Raw genomic sequence first — 15925 nt, forward strand, 5'->3', positions numbered from 1 at the left:
AAGCAGGTGAGGGCTCCGGGACTCGGTCCCGGAGCCTTTCACTGCCCGGGAGGTGGTTGCGCCGCTTTCGCCTGTGAGTGTTTGGCTTTTGCGACGCCGGACAGCGCGTCGAACAGCTCGTGATAGCCGGAGCCGGCGGCTCCGATCGCGAGGCCGGTCAGTAACGGTCCCCAGTTGCGTTCGCCGGTGCCGGAGAACGCGTTGACCTCGAAGGCGTACGCGAGACCGATACCGATCGCGAACCCGCAGACCTGCCAGACCCAACGGGGGACTGGCCGATCTCCCCAGGTGCCGTCAGTCTTTTCCTTCCCGATGGTGTTGCGGAGAAGGTCAACCAGTTTCGTCACGATCGCGCCGTAGGCAGTGACTGTTGCCAGTAAGACGCTCAGATCCATCTCCATCTGATTCCGCCTAGACCAGCGCGGCGATGACTGGCGCGACGACCTTGACCACCTCGATGATCTGGCCGATGGCGCGCGCCTGGAATTCCCAGTCCAGGTTCATCATGACCCGGACCGGCGGTCCGCCCATGCCGCTCCGGATCAGCGGCTCGTTCCAGAAGACCGTCCGGTCGCTGCGTTCGGCGCCGAAGATCGTGCCGTCGACACCGAGCGTCTGGGGGTTTGTCCATCCGACCACGGTGCCGGCGGCGTCCACGACGATGGCCTGGTGGACGTACACGATTCCGCCGAACCAGGTGTGTACCTTGCCTCGGGTGCGGCCGATGACGCGGTCGTCATAGTACAGATCGGCGTACGCCCACATCGAGTGGCCGGAGCCCAGGTACCTGTAGACCTCCTGCCCGGGGTCTCCGCCGGTGGATGCGATGACTGGCCAGGTGGGCATCAGGACCACCTCCTGTCCGCCGGTGCGGTGTCTTCGGGCGCAGGGTCGTCGGCGTACATCGACCGCACCAGGGACTCCTGCAGCCATACCGCGGTGACCTGTCCGTCGTAGGCCGCCTGCTGCAGCGACATCGGGTCTGGAATCGGGTGGAGGCGGTTCTGCTTCGCGCGCCACAGACCTGTGTCGGTCTCCACGATCGTGTCGTCGTCCAGCTTCGGCGCCGGCACGGCTGACGGTATGGCGTCGCCGAGCTCGAGTTCGGCGAAGTCAGCGTCTTCGAGCACTTGGAGAGATGTCGGTGACAATCCCTCCGCTTGCATCGTCCACGCATCCGGTATCCATCGCAGCTTCCCGTCCCTGAGCACGTACACGTGATGGTCGCTTCTGCTCGTGACGAGCGCGTTGTCCTGCAGGTCGTTCATGCCAGCCCCCAATCGATCTGTCTGGATCAGCAACACCTTCACGATGCGGCGACGAGGCATGCGTCTGAAATGGGCACATCTGCTCATGCCGCGGGAGCGTTGGCCGGCAGTACCGTTGGACGAACCAACTATGATCGGAGGATCGGTCATGCCGGCTGTACGAACCGTCCAGCTACCCGCTCGAGCCGACGCCGTCTGGTCGGGCGGCGCAGCGGAATACCGGAGGCTTCTCGAGTTCCCGGCGGGCCAGTTGGCTCACCTTCGCCTTCCTGCCGGCGCAGTGTCGGGGGCGAGTCGCATGTCGGCCAGCGTCGAGTGGCTCTTTGTCATCTCGGGGCGCGGCCGGCTCTGGCGCGGGGACGGCAATGAAGCATCGGTCGACCTGGTCCCTGACCGGTCCATCCGGATCGCACCGGGTACGCCGACGCAGTTCCGAGCTGATGACGCGACCGTCCTTGAGATCGTGGTGGCTGTTGTACCGGCCGTTTCTGATCCCATGTCCGGCGAGGCACAGCTGCAGGTCTGGGATCCCGCGCCGGATGACAAGTCCCGCAGCTACAGGGCGCCCGACGGCTCGCACATCCTGACGATGGGTGAGGGGCCTGCTGGTGGTGTGGCGATCTGCATCCTGAAGCCGGGCGGGGTCTCCAGGCCGGTCCGGCATCGAACCGTCGAGGAGATCTGGTACGTCGTGAACGGCAGCGGGCAGATCAGCCGCCGGCACGGGACGCTGAATCCCTGGATCGACGATCTCTCGCCCGGAACGGCCGTCGACATCGGAACGGGTCTGACCTTCCAGTTCCGATCCTCGGGGACGGAGCCGCTACGAGTGGTGATCCTGACCCTGCCACGATGGCCGGGCGCCGACGAGTCGATCGACGAACCCGGGTTGGCTACGTGGTGACCCCAACTGGGATCGGCGACAGACCACCTGCGCCGTATGGACGAATCGGGCTGGCTGCCGTCGGCAGGAGACCTCCCGACTCGAAGTTCGGGTAGGCGACCGGTGACGCGAATACTCGCACGGTGACCTCGCTGCTGATCTCAGGCTCAGAGTCGAGTTCGCGGAGCAGCCCGCCCTCGTGGGCCACCGCCACAGCTCGGAGACGGTCGGAGACAGCAAGCTTCCGATAGATGCTCTGCAGGTGGCGATGGACGGTCCGCGGCGAAATCCTCAGCCGGTGCCCGATCGCCGACGCGGTCAATCCGTCGGCCAAGAGCCGCAGTACGGCGAGCTCGCGTCCCGTAAGCGAACTCATGTTCTCAGCCGTACAGCGTCGCAGTACCGCGCATTGCCGATCGAGCAGCAGAAGAAGCGTCTGAATTCGCAGCGCGACCCGGAGATCCTCTTCGCTGAAGTCGTCGTCCCCGCGAGCCAGGATGAATGCCCGGTGCTCGCATGGACCGAAACGATAGGGAATGGACAACTGTTGCTCCATCGCGATCGGCACGAGGTAGTCCTTGACGGTCTGGCGCCCGAGGTCGGTGATCAATGACTGCGGAACCCGGCCGATGGACATCGGTGCGGGATCCCCGCTGGCCACGTACCACGCGACGATCGGATGGTGACCGATTGCATTGCGAAAGTGGGAGACGACATCCGGTGTGGGCCATCCTCGGATCGGGGTATGGAGATCGAATCCTGTCTCCCCGCTCGGATCCATCCAGTCCCACGACACCTGGGTTCCGAATGTTGTGGCCAGTTCGTTCGACACCGCGATACGTGGGAACGTGCTGGTTGGTCGCGCAAGCAACTCGCAGACAACCTCGAGCCACCAAGCAGTACGCCGTTCGGCCGCGCTCATGTCAGATTCTCCCTTCGCGCCCTCACATCTCTCGATGCGACGCTCCGCGCGGGAGTTGCTTCACCACCGCTGCCGTGACGCCGCCAGTTCTCTTCAAGCGCCTGAGTTAGCCCGACGAGGGTCGACGTTGTTGGTCCAAGATTGTGAGGATGGCGGGGATGTCGGCGACAGTACGAGCGGCGAGGCCGGCGATCGTCTCCTGGGCCAGGATGCACCAGAGGTCCTTGACCTGGGCAACCAATTCCTCGCCGCTCTCGGTGACAGTGACCGAGAACAACGGGTTCAGGCGCGTGCCCTTCGTGTTCTCGTTAGCTGGGACTCTCCACGACGAGGGCCTCCACACACTGCAGGTGACGTGCAATACCGGTGCGCGACTTGGCCAAAGACCTGAACGTTCGCATCAAGCCCATCAGCGCGGGACGCTCCCGAGTGAGCTCCGCTCTCGACCCCGGAGGTCGGTTGCCGCTCGCAACAAGTCAGGTTGCCGGTGCGTCCGCCGCGCAGTTCCCGCCGGTCTGCGCCAGCCGTGGCTGGGCCGCCGGATTGACTTCTTCAGAATCAGTGCGCGCCGCAAGCGGCGCGCTGCGCAGCCCGGGCTTACGACTAGCGGCCGACGCCCTCGACCTCGCGCACCATCTGCGTGCTGTAATCCTGAACTGCCACTACTCGCCGGAGCGGAGTGGCCTCGAACCGAACGCTGGCGGCTGGCCCCTTGGCCGCTCGATTGTCCGGCCATCAAGAGCGCTCCTCATGTCTCCGGGTTCGGCAAGCCGACTCTTGACGCGCACCGCGCTGACCTGGTTGGGCAGCTATGAGGGGACGGGGCAAGAATGGTCGAAGGCTGAGGAGACTGCGAAGTGACCGAATCGGACGAGTGGGACAAGATCGAGCGGCTGTGTCAACAGGCCATGGATCATCCCGGCCGCCGCGCGTTCGTTCAGTGGTCCGCGTGGCGGACAGTCGTCGACATCCTCATTCTGAACCATCGTGATCTGGTTGCTCACCTCAACGAGCCGAACGAGAAGCTCTGCGCAGCGCTGGAGGTCATCCGGAACGTTGGGCCTCGCAAGGACCCGGACTACCACACAGAGTTCTACCGACTGCTGCACAACTACCTGGCCTCGGTGAAGACCCTCGTCGATCACTCGCGGAATCTCTCCAAGCGGCATCCCGACAGGACCGAATTCCAGAGCGAGTACCAGGATCGCGTGGACCGCATCCGGGAGATTCCACTCGCGAAGTTCGTCCAGGAACTCCGGAACGTGGTGCTCCATGCACAGCTCCCTCAAATCGTCAGCACCGTCACCTTCGACGCGGCAGGAGGTCCGCTGCACGAGCTGACGGTCGATCGGGCCGCTCTCCTCCAGGCGTCGGACTGGTCGGCTCCCGCGCGTGAGTACATCCAGGGCCAGCCGGATCAGTTCGCCCTCCGGACCGCGATCGACGCCTACATGACCGAGGCGATGACGCTCTCGGCCTGGATCGACCGGCAGTTCCGGGAGCTGCATGGGCCTGAGTACGAGGATTACGAACGACTGCTCGACGAGCTGCGGGGACCCAACGCAGGGCGCGACTGACTTTCGCGGGCCGGTCCGACCCTGGGGACAGGATGTCAGGCTCGCCGGACGGTGGCCACACTCCGCAGCGTTGCTAACAAGGGTGCTGGATCAAAATGGACGAGTGTGGACGGACGGGCCCGTTGCTGCGCCTGGGCCGGCGATCTGAAAGGGGGGCGGTGTACGCCGGTCGGGGCACACGTAATGAGACGGTCGACAGACGGGTACGAGAACGGGTCTTGGAGGCCATCCAGCGCCGGCCAAGGCCTATTAGAACTATGTAACGGTCACGTCGTGGCTACCTGCTGGCAACGCCTCCAGCCGTTCGGCTGGCTGCTGCCGTTCCTTCTGTGAGAGATTTCGAACCTGTCTAGGACCAGGTGGGGGGCGCCGCAGAGTGCCCAATCGGGCTCCTGGCTGAATGCACTGGACTGCCTTCGAACTCACGGCTCTGCTGCCGTCCAAACGTTGCTATGGGCAAGTGCCTGCTCCGTCACAGCTCCGTGGAACGTTGACAGACCGTGGTCACTGCTGAGCATTGACGCCACAAGAAGCCGCAGGTCAGAGGCCCTATTCGCCGACTGGCGCCGAGGCGACCGCCACAGTGGAAGAGATCTACTCCATCTTCGAAGGCACCAGCGAAATCCAACGCCTGGTAATAGCCCGAGCCATCTCCGGCATGCGAATCAGGTAGTTGAGAGCCGGGCGAGTGGATGAAAGTCCCCGCACCCACCGCAGGCGCTCCGTCGCTCCGCTCCTCCCGCACCTGCTACGCGTGCCCCCACCCACCCCCCGGCTCATCGCCGGCGCATCCCTTCCGGCTACCGCCGGGACCTGCGGGCTGCCGCCCGCGCTGCGGTCGCTATCGCTCGCCTGTGACGGCCGCGTGCTGCCGCCCGACCGCCATGAGGCGCGTCCGCACCCACCGGGTCGCCCGCTCGGTGGCCGATCGCTGACTACCTCTGAGTGGCCTTGCCCGTCGTGTCGGCGTCTACGACCAACTGTTGCCGCTCGTCTGGGTCAAGCAAATCGTCGGTGGCGACCGTGTGGCCATGGAGGTTGCTCGAACGTGGGAGCGCTGTCTCACCTTCACCCACAACGGTGAGCAGAATGTGAGTCAATCGCGGATCGAACAGGCGCGAGCCGCGAAGCGAAGCTTCAGCCCCGTATCCGGCGCTGCGCCGATGATTTGGGCCCTTGTCCACACCCGTACATCGCTCCGCCCTTCGAGCCACTGCCACCCTGCGCTGAGCCGACGAGAGTTCCTGCTGGATGGCCACTGTGGAGACGTGCCACCGTCTGCGATTGGGCGGCCCTTAGGGCATGGCCATACGGGCAGATCCTCGTACTCTCAGTCTCTGGCCGACCGGAAGTACCACGGGTGTCATATTGCGGCGTGTCGGCGCCGGAGGTAGTAATAGCCCCTATTCATCCTACCGCTTGCCCCTTGCAGCGGCCTGCCGTCAAGGGTGGACTGTTCTCAACCGCCTGTTGGCGTCGTCTTGAAGGCGGCAACTGGAGCGCTCGTCGAGGCTAAGGGGAAATGATGGCGGCATCTTTCCGCTCCCGAAAGACTGCGTCGAGATTGGCGCTGTCACCCACGCTCGAGCGGCAGAAACTCTCGGGTCGCGCCCGCTTCCTCGTGATCCTGCTGCTCAGCCTCACGATCGCTGCGATCGTGATCGCAGTCGCCATGGCTCGTCGGGATCTCGACCACGACACGCTGTGGTATGAGATCGGAAAGCTCGTGGCCCAGGCCGGCATCCTGACGGGGTTCGGTGCACTCTTATCACTCCTTATTCATGAATTCCAACAGGACCAAGTGCAGGCGCGGCAGCGCGTGGACGAGGCAAGCCAACGATTGTCCAGTCGGCACGAGTGGCTACGTGACTTCGCGGCACGTGTTACCGACGCCTACACCAACCTTAAGCAGGCACGCCGCCGTCTTCAGTGGGCTTTGTCCTCAACGTCCGAAGGTAGGTTCATTGACGGGCGTGTATACGAGCATCAGATGCGGAGGATTAGCGCCGTTCAGGCAGAATTCGAGGCCCTGCTCACGCAGGCTCAGACCTACTTCACGGAGGGGGATTGCGCGAAGCATGTCGAGACTTACCTCAAATTCATCGAGGACCGCCTATCCGACCTCGTTTCTGAGCGGAAGGACCAGCCTGCCGTAGATTCTCTGCAACCGGCTCGGGTGTTCCTAAGCGATCGAGAGTCGATGAGGAAGTTCGTCGCCGAGTCGGATGATCTCGATTCGGATTTTAACAGGACAGGTGGTTTCGGTGAGATCAAAACCAACTACAAAGCAGTCTTGGTTTGGATCATCACCGAACTCCGCGGGGGACACCGCGCTAATGGTGAGTAGTCCTCGATAGCTCACTGGGACGCAACGGGTGAGATGAAAATTCGAATCCTCGGCCAGGCTTGACACCGGGTTCCGCAGGCGTGGATCGAATCACCCGATAACCACACGTCCGACGGACGCTCTTAGCGTTATAGGCGTGTTCCCACGAATACGCGACCTTACCTGAGTGCTTCCTGGCAGAATTGTGATCACGCCGACCGTCGCCGCACCCCGAGCGGCGGAAGGATCGCTCGGTGGTGGTGCCGCAGCGTTGGACCGCTCCGGCATCTGCCAGGGCTGCCGCCGGAGCTGCCAGGGTATTTCACAGGCTGACAGGCGCCGCCTCCGTCGGCCCGTCCACCTGATGTCAAGCCAACCTGCCGACGGGTCCGACCTGCCCGATCTCGACGGTCGGTTGTGCATCCGATGAATGCGGGCGGGTCGAGTCGTGCTTCGATGCCGTCGGGATAAAGATTCGGTGATAGATCGCGAGATAGAGCGCGTGAAGTCGCCGCGGACTCGATTCGATCTATGGAAGTTCCCGAGTGCGGCCCCGTGTCAGAGCGACGAGCGGTGTATGTCGGATTCCAAGAGTGCTGAGGCCGCGACCGCCATCATCTGTCATGAGTTGTGGCGGCTTCGCTGCTTAGACGGGTGGGCCTGCGGCGATGCGGTGATGGAGTTCGGTTGGTGAGATCTCGGAGCCGTCTTGGAACCACCAGGTAACGCCGGCCTCCTCGTACTGTGCGGCTGTTTCGGCGTTGGGCGCGCTGGCCTCGTTCGGGGACCAGATCGCGATGTCGGCGTGCGGGCGTCCGCCGGCTTTCTCGAAGTCGGCGCGGATGGTGGCCAATTCGTCGATGGTGGGCAGCCGGAAGTCGTCGGCCTCATCCCTGATCTGCGGGAAGAGTCCAGTCGCGTCGCGCGCACCTCGTACGGGGCCGGTCCGTGGCCAGAATCCACTGGTCCAAATGGGTACGTCGCTGGCTGGCATACGGACGTCTGTGGCCTGGTAGTACTTGCCGGCGTGCTCAACGGGGTCCCCGGCAAGGAACTTGTGTAAGAGCTCGGCCCCGTCGTCGAGGCGTTCAGCGAGTTCCTTGCGCCTGGCGGACTCACCGAACCGGGTGTAATCCCATCCGGCTCCTGTGCCGAGGCCGAGGATCAGACGCCCGTCCGAGAGCTCCTGAAGCGTGCCGGCCTCCAGCGCCAACTTCGCCGGTCGTCGCCGCGGCAAGGGCACAACCATCGGGCCGATGAAGATCCTGCTGGTCGCTTGGGCGATCGCGGCAAGCGTGACCCAAGGATCGGCAACTGGTGGTTCGTAGGTGGGTGCACTGAGCAGGTCCCAGACAAAGAAGCCGTCCCATCCGTGCTCCTCGCTGGCTACGGCAAGATCCCGCAACACTTTCGGGCTCCCGTACTCACCGAACGACTTCGTATAGACCCCATAGCGCATGGCGCTGACAACCTCCCTCTTCCAGACGCTATTCCCCGCAAGTCCCGAAGGCCCGCTTCCGGCTGGTCAGCCATACGTAGCCTCGGTGCGGTGATCGTCCTCGATGGTGGTGGGGTCTTCGTCGGGGAAGTACGCCTCGATTCCTACGACAGTTGCGCGAGCCGGTGGCCGCGTGCTGCCGACCGCGATGAGGCTCGTCTGTGCCAGCGGGCGCGGACGAGCGTCATGGGTTCGCAGCACCAACGTGTTCGATTGCGGGTGATGCCCGCTCGTGCCGGATCGCTGACTGTCTCCCGGTGGTTTGCCCGCCGTGTCGGCTTTTACACTGAAGCGATTGCCGCCCACGTAACAGGCGCATAGCCCGCGGCGTACCTTCTCCGAAGATCGACCCCGCGCTGCCCGGCGCGAGCTCAGCATCCCGGATGGCCATCGTGGAGGTATGCCACCGTCTGAGCCTCGGCGGACTTCAGGGCGGCTTCCACGCGGAGCCGAACGTGTGGTCGTCGACGCTGTTGCGCTTCCTCGATGTTGGCGAAGTAGTTCGTCGCGGTTGCCTGCGCTGCGATCTGTACCGGCTCATTTGCTCTCACGCGTTTGGTGTCGTGGGCCCACATTGCGATCTCCACGCGGTTGCGGGTGCCGAGCTTGGTCATCAGGGATGCGACGTGGGACTTGACCGTGCTCAGGCCGACGAAGAGTTCGGTGGCGATCTCGGCGTTGGTCCGGCCCCGGGCCACCAACGCGAGTACCTCCTCCTCGCGCTCGGTGAGCGGGGTGATGGGCTGGACCGGTACCTCCGACGCCTGGCCCGCGAAGGTCGCGAGGAGCCGGCGGGTGACGTTGGGGGCGATCAGCGCGTCCCCGCTGGCTGCCGTGTGGATGGCCTGTACGAGGAGTTCCGGACCGGCATCTTTGAGCAGGAAGCCGCGGGCGCCGGCGCGTAGCGCGCCGAGGACGTACTCGTCGAGGTCGAATGTGGTGATCACGACGACCGCCATCGGGTCCGTCACGTCGGGACCGGCCAGGCGCCGCGTCACCTCGACGCCGTCGAGCCCGGGCATCCGGATGTCGACGAGGAGGACATCGGGACGCAACCGGGTCGCCATGTCGAGTGCCGCGAGCCCATCTGCTGCCTCGCCGACGACCTCGAGGTCGGGTTGCGTGCCGAGGATCATTACCAACCCGGTCCGGACCAGGTCCTGGTCGTCGGCTACGACGACACGGATGCTCATCCCAACGCCTCCACCGGCAGTACGGCCTCGACCACCCAGCCGCCCCCGCGCCCCGGGCCGGCGGAGAGCGATCCGCCGAGGAGCTGGGCGCGCTCTGTCATGCCCAGCAGGCCGAACCCATGTCCCAGGACCGGCCCTGGCTCGGCCCGTCCATCGTCGCTGACACGCAGTCTGACGGCGTCGCCCTCCCGGCGTACGTCGATCCCGACGCGGGTCGCGCTCCGGGCATGTCGTACGGCGTTCGTCAGCGACTCCTGCGCGAGTCGATAGAGCGCGGCGTCCACGGGTGGTGCCAGCCGGGGCAACGAAGCGTCCAGCGTGACCTCGACGGTGGGCGTCGCGTTCGCGCGCGCCAGAGCAGGCAGGTCCGCGACACCCGGCTGCGGTGAGTAGGCGATGGCTTCCTCCTCACGCAGTACGCGCACCATGGATCTCATCTCCGTCAGGGTTCGCGACGCCTCACGCTCGATCGCGGTCAGGACCTCGGCAGCCTTCTCAGGCTGGATGCCGGCGACCACACGACCGGCCTGCGCTTGCACCGCGATGGCCGAGACGTGGTGGGCCACGGTGTCGTGTAGCTCGCGCGCCAGCGCCACCCGCTCCTGATTGCGGATCTCGCGCTGCTGGCGACGCCAGAGGTCAGCGCGATAGCGGAACACCACGGCGAGGGCGACGAACAACAGCACGAGGACGGTCCCGCCGAAAACCTCGGCCCGGCCCGCGGAGGCGGCGTACATCCCCAGCGCGACGACGACTGCCACGAACGCCGTACCCAAGACGATCTCCCGGCCCGAGCCCCACCGCACCAGGGAGTACAGCAAGATCACGACGGCCGTCATGGAGTCGAGGCCGAGGTCCCCGGCGTTGGCAGCCAACTGGAGGACCGAAAGCAGCCCTGCGACGCCCCACCCGACCAGGGCAGCCGTCAGGGGGCGGTACCGCCGCCAGAGCAGGGCAGGTATCAGCGCCAGCGCGAGTACCGTCACAACGGGTCGCCAGGCCAAGCCGGGCCGAGCGATGCCCTCGAGCAAGGCGGCGGCCGCGAACACGCCCACCAGCAGCCAGTCGAGCCGACCGACGGGTGGGGCGTCAGCAGGCCGCGGCTCATGCCAGATGGAGCGCCGGAGAGTCACCACGGCTCCAGCCTAGAGATCGGCGTGCCTCGGCGTACCAGCCGAAAGAACTAGAGCCAGACCATGCCATCGGCCAGGCGAAAGCGAGCCTCCGGGCCGAGGCGCCCGCCGCCGGGCCAGGCGATCGTGGATCTACCGATCCAGACCACGACAACGGAGGTCATGATGAGAACACGTACCACCCTGGAAGAGCAGCCGATCCCAGTGCGAGCCAAGCTCGCCGCGACGTGGACAAGCTTCATGTTCCTCTACGCGTACGTGGACATTCTCAACTTCTTCACCCCCGGCGTAGTCGAAGACATCCTCGACGGCAGGGTCTTCGAGTTCGACCTCTCCCAGACCTTCTCGACCGCGGCGCTGGCCCTGATGGCCATCCCGATCCTCATGGTCGTCCTGTCGGCGACGCTGCCCGCCAGGGCGAACCGCATCACGAACCTCATCGTGGCTTCGCTCTTCGTCCCCGTCACGGCATTCAACGCGGTGGGCGAGTCCTGGCTGTACTTCTACGGTCTTGGCATCGTCCTGGAATTGATCCTTCTCGCCCTCATCCTGCGGTTCGCCTGGACCTGGCCCCGCGCCGCACCGTCCGCGATCAGCCCGGACCACGAAACCGTTCGCGCGCAACAGCAAGCGTGAACCAACAGCAGTCCGTCCTGTTCGGAGCCAACCGACTACCCACTGAGTCGGCTCTGTCGGCTTCTACGGTGAATCGTTGTCGCTCGGGATCGGCACCTCTTAGGTCGAGCGGCCGGTGAGTTTGTCGCGGAGGCGGTCGACCAGTCCTACGCCGGGGCCGACGAGTTTGTGGAAGAGCTCGGCGTTCGGTGCCCCGGGGTGTGGCCTGGTGGGGGCGAGCTTTTTCGCGTGCTCGACCTTGTCCTTCAGTTCGACCAGGGTGGCGGCGGGCAGGTTGGCCCGCAGCTGCGGGAAGTGCTCGGTCTCCTCGTCCTGCACATGGTCGATGAGTACCTGTTGTAGTTGCCGGAGCGTGTCCTCGAACTCCGTGGTTCCGGCGTCAGCGCCCTCGAGCTGCTTCATGAGCGTCTCGAGTTCTTTGTGCTCCCTGATGTCGTGCTCGACAGCCTGGTCGCCGTCGGGGAGGTGGTCGCGCATCGCGGGGTAGACGTACATCTCCTCAGCGACGGAGTGCCTGACGAGCTCGGCGATGAGCTGGTCGGTCAGTTCCCGGCGTTCGTCGGCGTCGCTGGATGCGCTGATCTGGTTAGCAAGCTCCCGGGCCTCTCTATGGTCCTCGGTCAGGACGTCGATCACATCCTGGTCAGTGCTGCCGCCGGTGGAAACCATCAGCTTCTCCTTTGTTCTCAGTGATGATCCGCGCCGGTACCCACCCCGGAAAGTCGAAAGCTCCCGAGGCTGCGCCGTTCAGAGGCAAGCGCGCAGTCAGCTCTTCGAGGCAGCCTTGCCGCCCTTGCGGCCGGCCTTCTTCTTCTGGGCGGTCGTGCCGCCCTGGCTGCTGTTGCCGCCCTTGCCGCTCTGCTTGCCGCCGTGTTCGCTCGACTTCCGGGAGTTGGCGATCTTCGCCGCCCGCTGTTTCGACATCCCCTTGTCCTTCAGGGCTTCGTACTGCTTCTCGTTCTTCACGTTCGCTGACTTTCCGGGCATCGGTACCTCCACAAAGACGTGGTCCGTTGTGTCGCCGGTACCCAATCGCGAAGCCCGAGCAACTGAACAGCCGGAGTCGGTGCCGCTTCCATCGGCCGGCGCGTCGTTGAAGGTTGGCTCTCGAGTTTGGGGGTACCGAGGGGCTGGGTTCGAAGGAAAGCCCTACGACGACGGGCGCGGCAGCGCTCGGCATCGACGAGGGGCTTTCCATGACCGACGCCAGGTCCGCCCACTCCCATAGTGGGGTGGGGATCTGCGATCCGCTGCTCAGGCCGCCCGGGCGGGATCCAAGAGGAGCGCAGGCGTCCGTCGGGGTCTCGACCTCCGGCCCGCGGGGTGGCGAACCGTTCGACGCCGCGCTGGTTGGGTCGTTGTTCTCGAGCACTGTCCCGGGCACGGTCGGGTTCGAGGAGAAACTCGTTCACCGCCCCCTCCGCGACGCCGCCGAGCCCTGCGCGCCCAACGGTCTAGACGACGTACGTGAGCTGGTCGGGAACCAACCGGTGGACCGCCTGCGCGCGCTCGGCCCCGCACACGTGGTCCCGCGGCTCGCGGAGGCGTTCACCTCATGAAGCTGCTGACTCTTCCCGGTGTCTTCGCTCCCATCTCCGACTCCTGGATGCTCGCTGACGCCATTCGCGAGGAGGCCATCGGCCCAGGATCGCTTGCGCTCGACGTCTGTACCGGAAGCGGTGTCCTCGCCCTGGCCGCGGCGAAGTGCGGTGCGACCACGACCGCGATCGATGTCTCTCGGCGAGCTCTGCTCACCGTCCGGCTCAACGCGATCCGGTCCGGCGTCCGTGTCCGGACGCTCCGGGGGCGAACGTTCGCGCCGGTGGCCGGCCAGCGGTTCGACCTGATCGTGAGTAACCCGCCGTACGTACCGTCGCCCAGGCGCGAGGTGCCTCGTTATGGTGCGTGCCGGGCGTGGGAGGCGGGCCACGACGGCCGGATCGTCGTCGACGCGCTGTGCGACGAAGTCGCCGCCCATCTGAACCCCGGTGGAGTGCTGCTCCTCGTGCATTCGTCTCTCATCGGTACCGATGCCACCTTGAGCCGGCTGCGCCGGACCGGCCTGGTCGACGTCGAGGTGCGAGCGTGCGTCCGAGGCCCGCTGGGTCCGCTGATGCGAGCGCAGCAAGCCGTAGGAACGGTCCCGGCCGATGTCGACGAGGAGGACGTAGTGATCATCCGGGCGAGTGCCCCACGGACCTCACGTCTGAACGGCAGTGCGTGAATGACAACCTGACCGAGGTGCTGGGAACGTTTCTGCCTGGGGGACACGACGCCGACGAGAGGGCCGTCGTCGACGCCTGAGGTGGTTGCCGCTCGTGTGGATCAGGCGTCGGTCGTGGCAGCTCGGATCGGGATTCAGCCGTTGTTGCTAAGGGCAACAAGGCGATGTCGGATGGCATTACCGGTCATTGTGGCTTGCCGTTCTCGCTCCACTGCTGGAACAGGTCGACCCGCTCGCTCGGCCAGGCGCTGTCGCACGGCATCGTGCCTTCCCGGAGACGGGCCAGGATCCGGTCGGCGTGCAGGCTGGCGTCGTCGTACGACCAGAGGTCGAAGCGGTTCAGCATCGAGTTGCGGTCGCGTTCCCGGAACAAGGGTTTGATGGCGGCCTCGAAGCCCGTTGGATCATTGGTGTTGTCGGCCATGTCTCCTCCTGCCGTCCAGCGTGGACCACAGCGTAACCCCTGGCCGGACTCGTGCTAGCTGTCTCGGCGGGCGAGGTGGATGTCTATTTGGGCGTTGATTTCTACGGTTTGGGGGAGGGCCTCTAGGGATCGGCGGAAGACTTGGGCTCGGTCGGTGGGTGGGAGCATTACGTACGCCGAGACGGTTGAGAGGTAGCCGATGTAGTCGTGGGCCGTCATTGTCAGGCGGCGTTCGATCGTCGTCTGCTGGACGTCGGTGAACCGCTTGGACTGCTGGAGTTCTGTGCCGGGCCATTTCATGGGGCGGTCTGCGGGTGTGCCGTCCGGGGACGGGACGCCGTCATCCTGCAGGTACGGCGCACGGGCGGCGCGTGCGGCCTCATCGAGCTCTGGGTCGGCCAGCCCGATAGGTACGCCGAACGAGGCGAACACGCCACCGGGCCGGACGAGCGCGGCCATGCGGTCCCAGCGGCCTTCTGGGTTGGTCCAGTGGAGGGCAGCGGCCGAATAGACCAGGTCGTACGCCGTGTCCAGCGGCAGGTCTTCGAACGCGGACTGCAGCGTGGTGACGTTGGCGGACAGGTGCTTGTGGATCTCCGCGAGCATGGCCGCGTCGGGCTCGGTCGCGGTGATCGCGATCCCGCCCTGCGCGAACAGGCGGGTCGCCTTGCCCGTCCCGGCGCCGATCTCGAGCGCGGTCCGGATCGGCTCACCGGCGTACGACGTCACCAGATCGAGGAGTTCGACGGGATACCCGGGCCGGAATCGTTCGTACGCCTCTGCCACGGCCCCGAAACTCAACGCGCGCACAACCATGCCCGGCATCCTGGCACCATCCGCGACTCAGCGCTTGTCAATTTCCGGCCATCAGGCGGTCGCCGAGGTCGGAGCGGTGGTAGAGGACTGAGCGGCCGTGGCGGGCTGAGGTCAGGAGGCCGGCGGCTTGTAGGGCTCGCAGGTGTTGGTTGATGGCGGTGGGGGTGACGTCGAGGCGGACGGCCAGTTCTGTTGTGGACGTTGGGGTTTCCAGTAGCGACAGGAGGCGGGCTCGGGCTCGGCCGATCAGGTTTGCCAGGGCAGCCGGAGCCGTTGCTGTGGAGGTTTGCCAGAGGGTGCCCAGGCCTCGGGCTGGATAGATGAGGTGAGGTGGCTCGTCGGGGGAGATGGGGGTTGCGGCGCGGCGGCTGAAGAGGGAGGGGGTGAGCGTGAGGCCGCGGCCGGCAGTTGAGGTGCGGTACGAGAGGTCGCTGCGGAGGTGGATCCGGAGAACGGTGTCGTCCAGCCGGACATGGGGGTCTATGTCGGTGAACATCGCCGCCAGGCCGGCGTTCGCCATGACTCGGCCGCGGTAGACGATGTCGGCCTCGAGGATCGTGCGCATCCGCGTCCAGTACGGCTCGAAGCAGGCGTCCCAGTAGTCGCGCAGCGCGGCCAGCAGACGGCGGAGGACCGTGGCCGGGCGACCCCGGAGTGCCGACGGCAGAGCGCCAGGATGGACCTCAGCGAGGTCCGCGCGGACGACGCCAGGATGAGTGTCCACGAGAGCCGTCAGCTCGTCCTCGATCCGACCCAACGGGCTGTAGGGCCGTGGAGTGAGGAAGTCGGGCGTCCACAACGCCTCGTTGGTCAGTGCCTGGAGCAGCTCCAGGTCGAGCCCACTGCGTGCCGGCTCGGTGGCCCGCAGCCAGGGCAGTTGCAAGGGGAAGCGGCCGGGGTCGCGCAGGGTCCGTAGGGAGAGCACCAGCTCGTGCAGCGGCGAGATCGCGAACCGCACCTCGCCGAGATCGTTGCCCGCGAGCTCGTACTCGATCATGAAGTAATACGCTACATCTCTGGCCCTC

Annotated in this window: 17 protein-coding genes and 1 pseudogene; 6 read left to right on the top strand and 12 right to left on the bottom strand. The window is 65.6% G+C overall.

The window, feature by feature from the left end:
• Nucleotides 1-38 precede the first annotated feature (38 nt).
• The 3 genes from AB0J62_RS24095 to AB0J62_RS24105 all read right to left on the bottom strand — a co-directional run bounded on the left by AB0J62_RS24095 (nucleotide 39) and on the right by AB0J62_RS24105 (nucleotide 1268).
• Nucleotides 39-347 carry a hypothetical protein gene (locus tag AB0J62_RS24095; RefSeq protein ID WP_363875140.1) on the bottom strand — a complete coding sequence of 103 codons (309 nt, stop codon included), beginning with the start codon at nucleotides 345-347 and terminating at the stop codon, nucleotides 39-41.
• A 64-nt stretch (nucleotides 348-411) separates the two neighbouring features.
• The gene (locus AB0J62_RS24100) at nucleotides 412-846 is read right to left on the bottom strand and encodes a hypothetical protein (RefSeq protein WP_363875143.1); all 435 of its coding nucleotides are present in this window, start codon (nucleotides 844-846) and stop codon (nucleotides 412-414) included.
• Complete coding sequence (locus AB0J62_RS24105; protein WP_363875146.1) at nucleotides 846-1268, bottom strand: hypothetical protein; 423 nt, start codon at nucleotides 1266-1268, stop codon at nucleotides 846-848. Before AB0J62_RS24105 ends, AB0J62_RS24100 begins: the two co-directional genes overlap by 1 nt.
• A 298-nt stretch (nucleotides 1269-1566) precedes the next feature.
• Here AB0J62_RS24105 and AB0J62_RS24110 point away from each other — a divergent pair, with 298 nt between their 5' ends.
• Nucleotides 1567-2172: a hypothetical protein gene (locus AB0J62_RS24110; RefSeq protein WP_363875149.1), complete on the top strand. Its 606-nt coding sequence runs from the start codon at nucleotides 1567-1569 to the stop codon at nucleotides 2170-2172.
• Here the strand turns inward: AB0J62_RS24110 and AB0J62_RS24115 are convergent.
• Nucleotides 2162-3073, bottom strand: coding sequence for a helix-turn-helix transcriptional regulator (locus tag AB0J62_RS24115; protein WP_363875152.1), 912 nt, complete (start codon nucleotides 3071-3073; stop codon nucleotides 2162-2164). The genes AB0J62_RS24110 and AB0J62_RS24115 overlap by 11 nt on opposite strands.
• Before the next feature lie 857 nt (nucleotides 3074-3930).
• Here AB0J62_RS24115 and AB0J62_RS24120 point away from each other — a divergent pair.
• Nucleotides 3931-4650: a hypothetical protein gene (locus AB0J62_RS24120; protein WP_363875155.1), complete on the top strand. Its 720-nt coding sequence runs from the start codon at nucleotides 3931-3933 to the stop codon at nucleotides 4648-4650.
• A 1525-nt stretch (nucleotides 4651-6175) separates the two neighbouring features.
• Nucleotides 6176-6997 carry a hypothetical protein gene (locus AB0J62_RS24125; RefSeq protein WP_363875158.1) on the top strand — a complete coding sequence of 274 codons (822 nt, stop codon included), beginning with the start codon at nucleotides 6176-6178 and terminating at the stop codon, nucleotides 6995-6997.
• Between the two features lie 625 nt (nucleotides 6998-7622).
• Here the strand turns inward: AB0J62_RS24125 and AB0J62_RS24130 are convergent.
• From AB0J62_RS24130 to AB0J62_RS24140, 3 genes and pseudogenes are all read right to left on the bottom strand, one after another.
• The gene (locus AB0J62_RS24130) at nucleotides 7623-8435 is read right to left on the bottom strand and encodes an LLM class flavin-dependent oxidoreductase (RefSeq protein ID WP_363875161.1); all 813 of its coding nucleotides are present in this window, start codon (nucleotides 8433-8435) and stop codon (nucleotides 7623-7625) included.
• A gap of 587 nt (nucleotides 8436-9022) precedes the next feature.
• Nucleotides 9023-9667 (bottom strand): annotated as a pseudogene (locus AB0J62_RS24135) (response regulator transcription factor); the annotation flags it as partial.
• A complete protein-coding gene (locus AB0J62_RS24140) occupies nucleotides 9664-10803 on the bottom strand; it encodes a sensor histidine kinase (RefSeq protein WP_363875164.1) in 1140 nt (379 codons plus the stop codon). The pseudogene AB0J62_RS24135 and the gene AB0J62_RS24140, both read right to left, overlap by 4 nt.
• Nucleotides 10804-10965: 162 nt before the next feature.
• Here AB0J62_RS24140 and AB0J62_RS24145 point away from each other — a divergent pair, with 162 nt between their 5' ends.
• A complete protein-coding gene (locus AB0J62_RS24145; RefSeq protein ID WP_363875167.1) occupies nucleotides 10966-11436 on the top strand; it encodes a DUF6326 family protein in 471 nt (156 codons plus the stop codon).
• Nucleotides 11437-11535: 99 nt separating this feature from the next.
• On the opposite strand, the gene AB0J62_RS24150 is transcribed toward AB0J62_RS24145, so the two are convergent.
• The gene (locus tag AB0J62_RS24150; protein WP_363875170.1) at nucleotides 11536-12105 is read right to left on the bottom strand and encodes a hemerythrin domain-containing protein; all 570 of its coding nucleotides are present in this window, start codon (nucleotides 12103-12105) and stop codon (nucleotides 11536-11538) included.
• A 96-nt stretch (nucleotides 12106-12201) separates the two neighbouring features.
• A complete protein-coding gene (locus AB0J62_RS24155; RefSeq protein WP_363875173.1) occupies nucleotides 12202-12423 on the bottom strand; it encodes a hypothetical protein in 222 nt (73 codons plus the stop codon).
• A gap of 209 nt (nucleotides 12424-12632) precedes the next feature.
• Between AB0J62_RS24155 and AB0J62_RS24160 the strand changes: the two genes are divergently transcribed.
• Together AB0J62_RS24160 and AB0J62_RS24165 are read left to right on the top strand one after the other, a co-directional pair.
• Nucleotides 12633-12995, top strand: a complete 363-nt coding sequence (locus tag AB0J62_RS24160; RefSeq protein ID WP_363875176.1) for a hypothetical protein — start codon at nucleotides 12633-12635, stop codon at nucleotides 12993-12995.
• Complete coding sequence (locus AB0J62_RS24165) at nucleotides 12992-13660, top strand: HemK2/MTQ2 family protein methyltransferase (RefSeq protein WP_363875179.1); 669 nt, start codon at nucleotides 12992-12994, stop codon at nucleotides 13658-13660. The genes AB0J62_RS24160 and AB0J62_RS24165 overlap by 4 nt, the downstream gene beginning before the upstream one ends.
• 184 nt (nucleotides 13661-13844) lie before the next feature.
• Here the strand turns inward: AB0J62_RS24165 and AB0J62_RS24170 are convergent, their stop codons facing one another.
• The 3 genes from AB0J62_RS24170 to AB0J62_RS24180 are packed head-to-tail and all read right to left on the bottom strand — an operon-like array spanning nucleotide 13845 to nucleotide 15897.
• Nucleotides 13845-14084: a hypothetical protein gene (locus AB0J62_RS24170; protein WP_363875182.1), complete on the bottom strand. Its 240-nt coding sequence runs from the start codon at nucleotides 14082-14084 to the stop codon at nucleotides 13845-13847.
• A gap of 54 nt (nucleotides 14085-14138) precedes the next feature.
• Nucleotides 14139-14909, bottom strand: coding sequence for a class I SAM-dependent methyltransferase (locus tag AB0J62_RS24175; protein WP_363875185.1), 771 nt, complete (start codon nucleotides 14907-14909; stop codon nucleotides 14139-14141).
• Between the two features lie 28 nt (nucleotides 14910-14937).
• The gene (locus AB0J62_RS24180; RefSeq protein WP_363875188.1) at nucleotides 14938-15897 is read right to left on the bottom strand and encodes a DUF5937 family protein; all 960 of its coding nucleotides are present in this window, start codon (nucleotides 15895-15897) and stop codon (nucleotides 14938-14940) included.
• Nucleotides 15898-15925: the final 28 nt, after the last annotated feature.

This window comes from Kribbella sp. NPDC049584, assembly GCF_040675555.1.
GTDB lineage: Bacteria > Actinomycetota > Actinomycetes > Propionibacteriales > Kribbellaceae > Kribbella.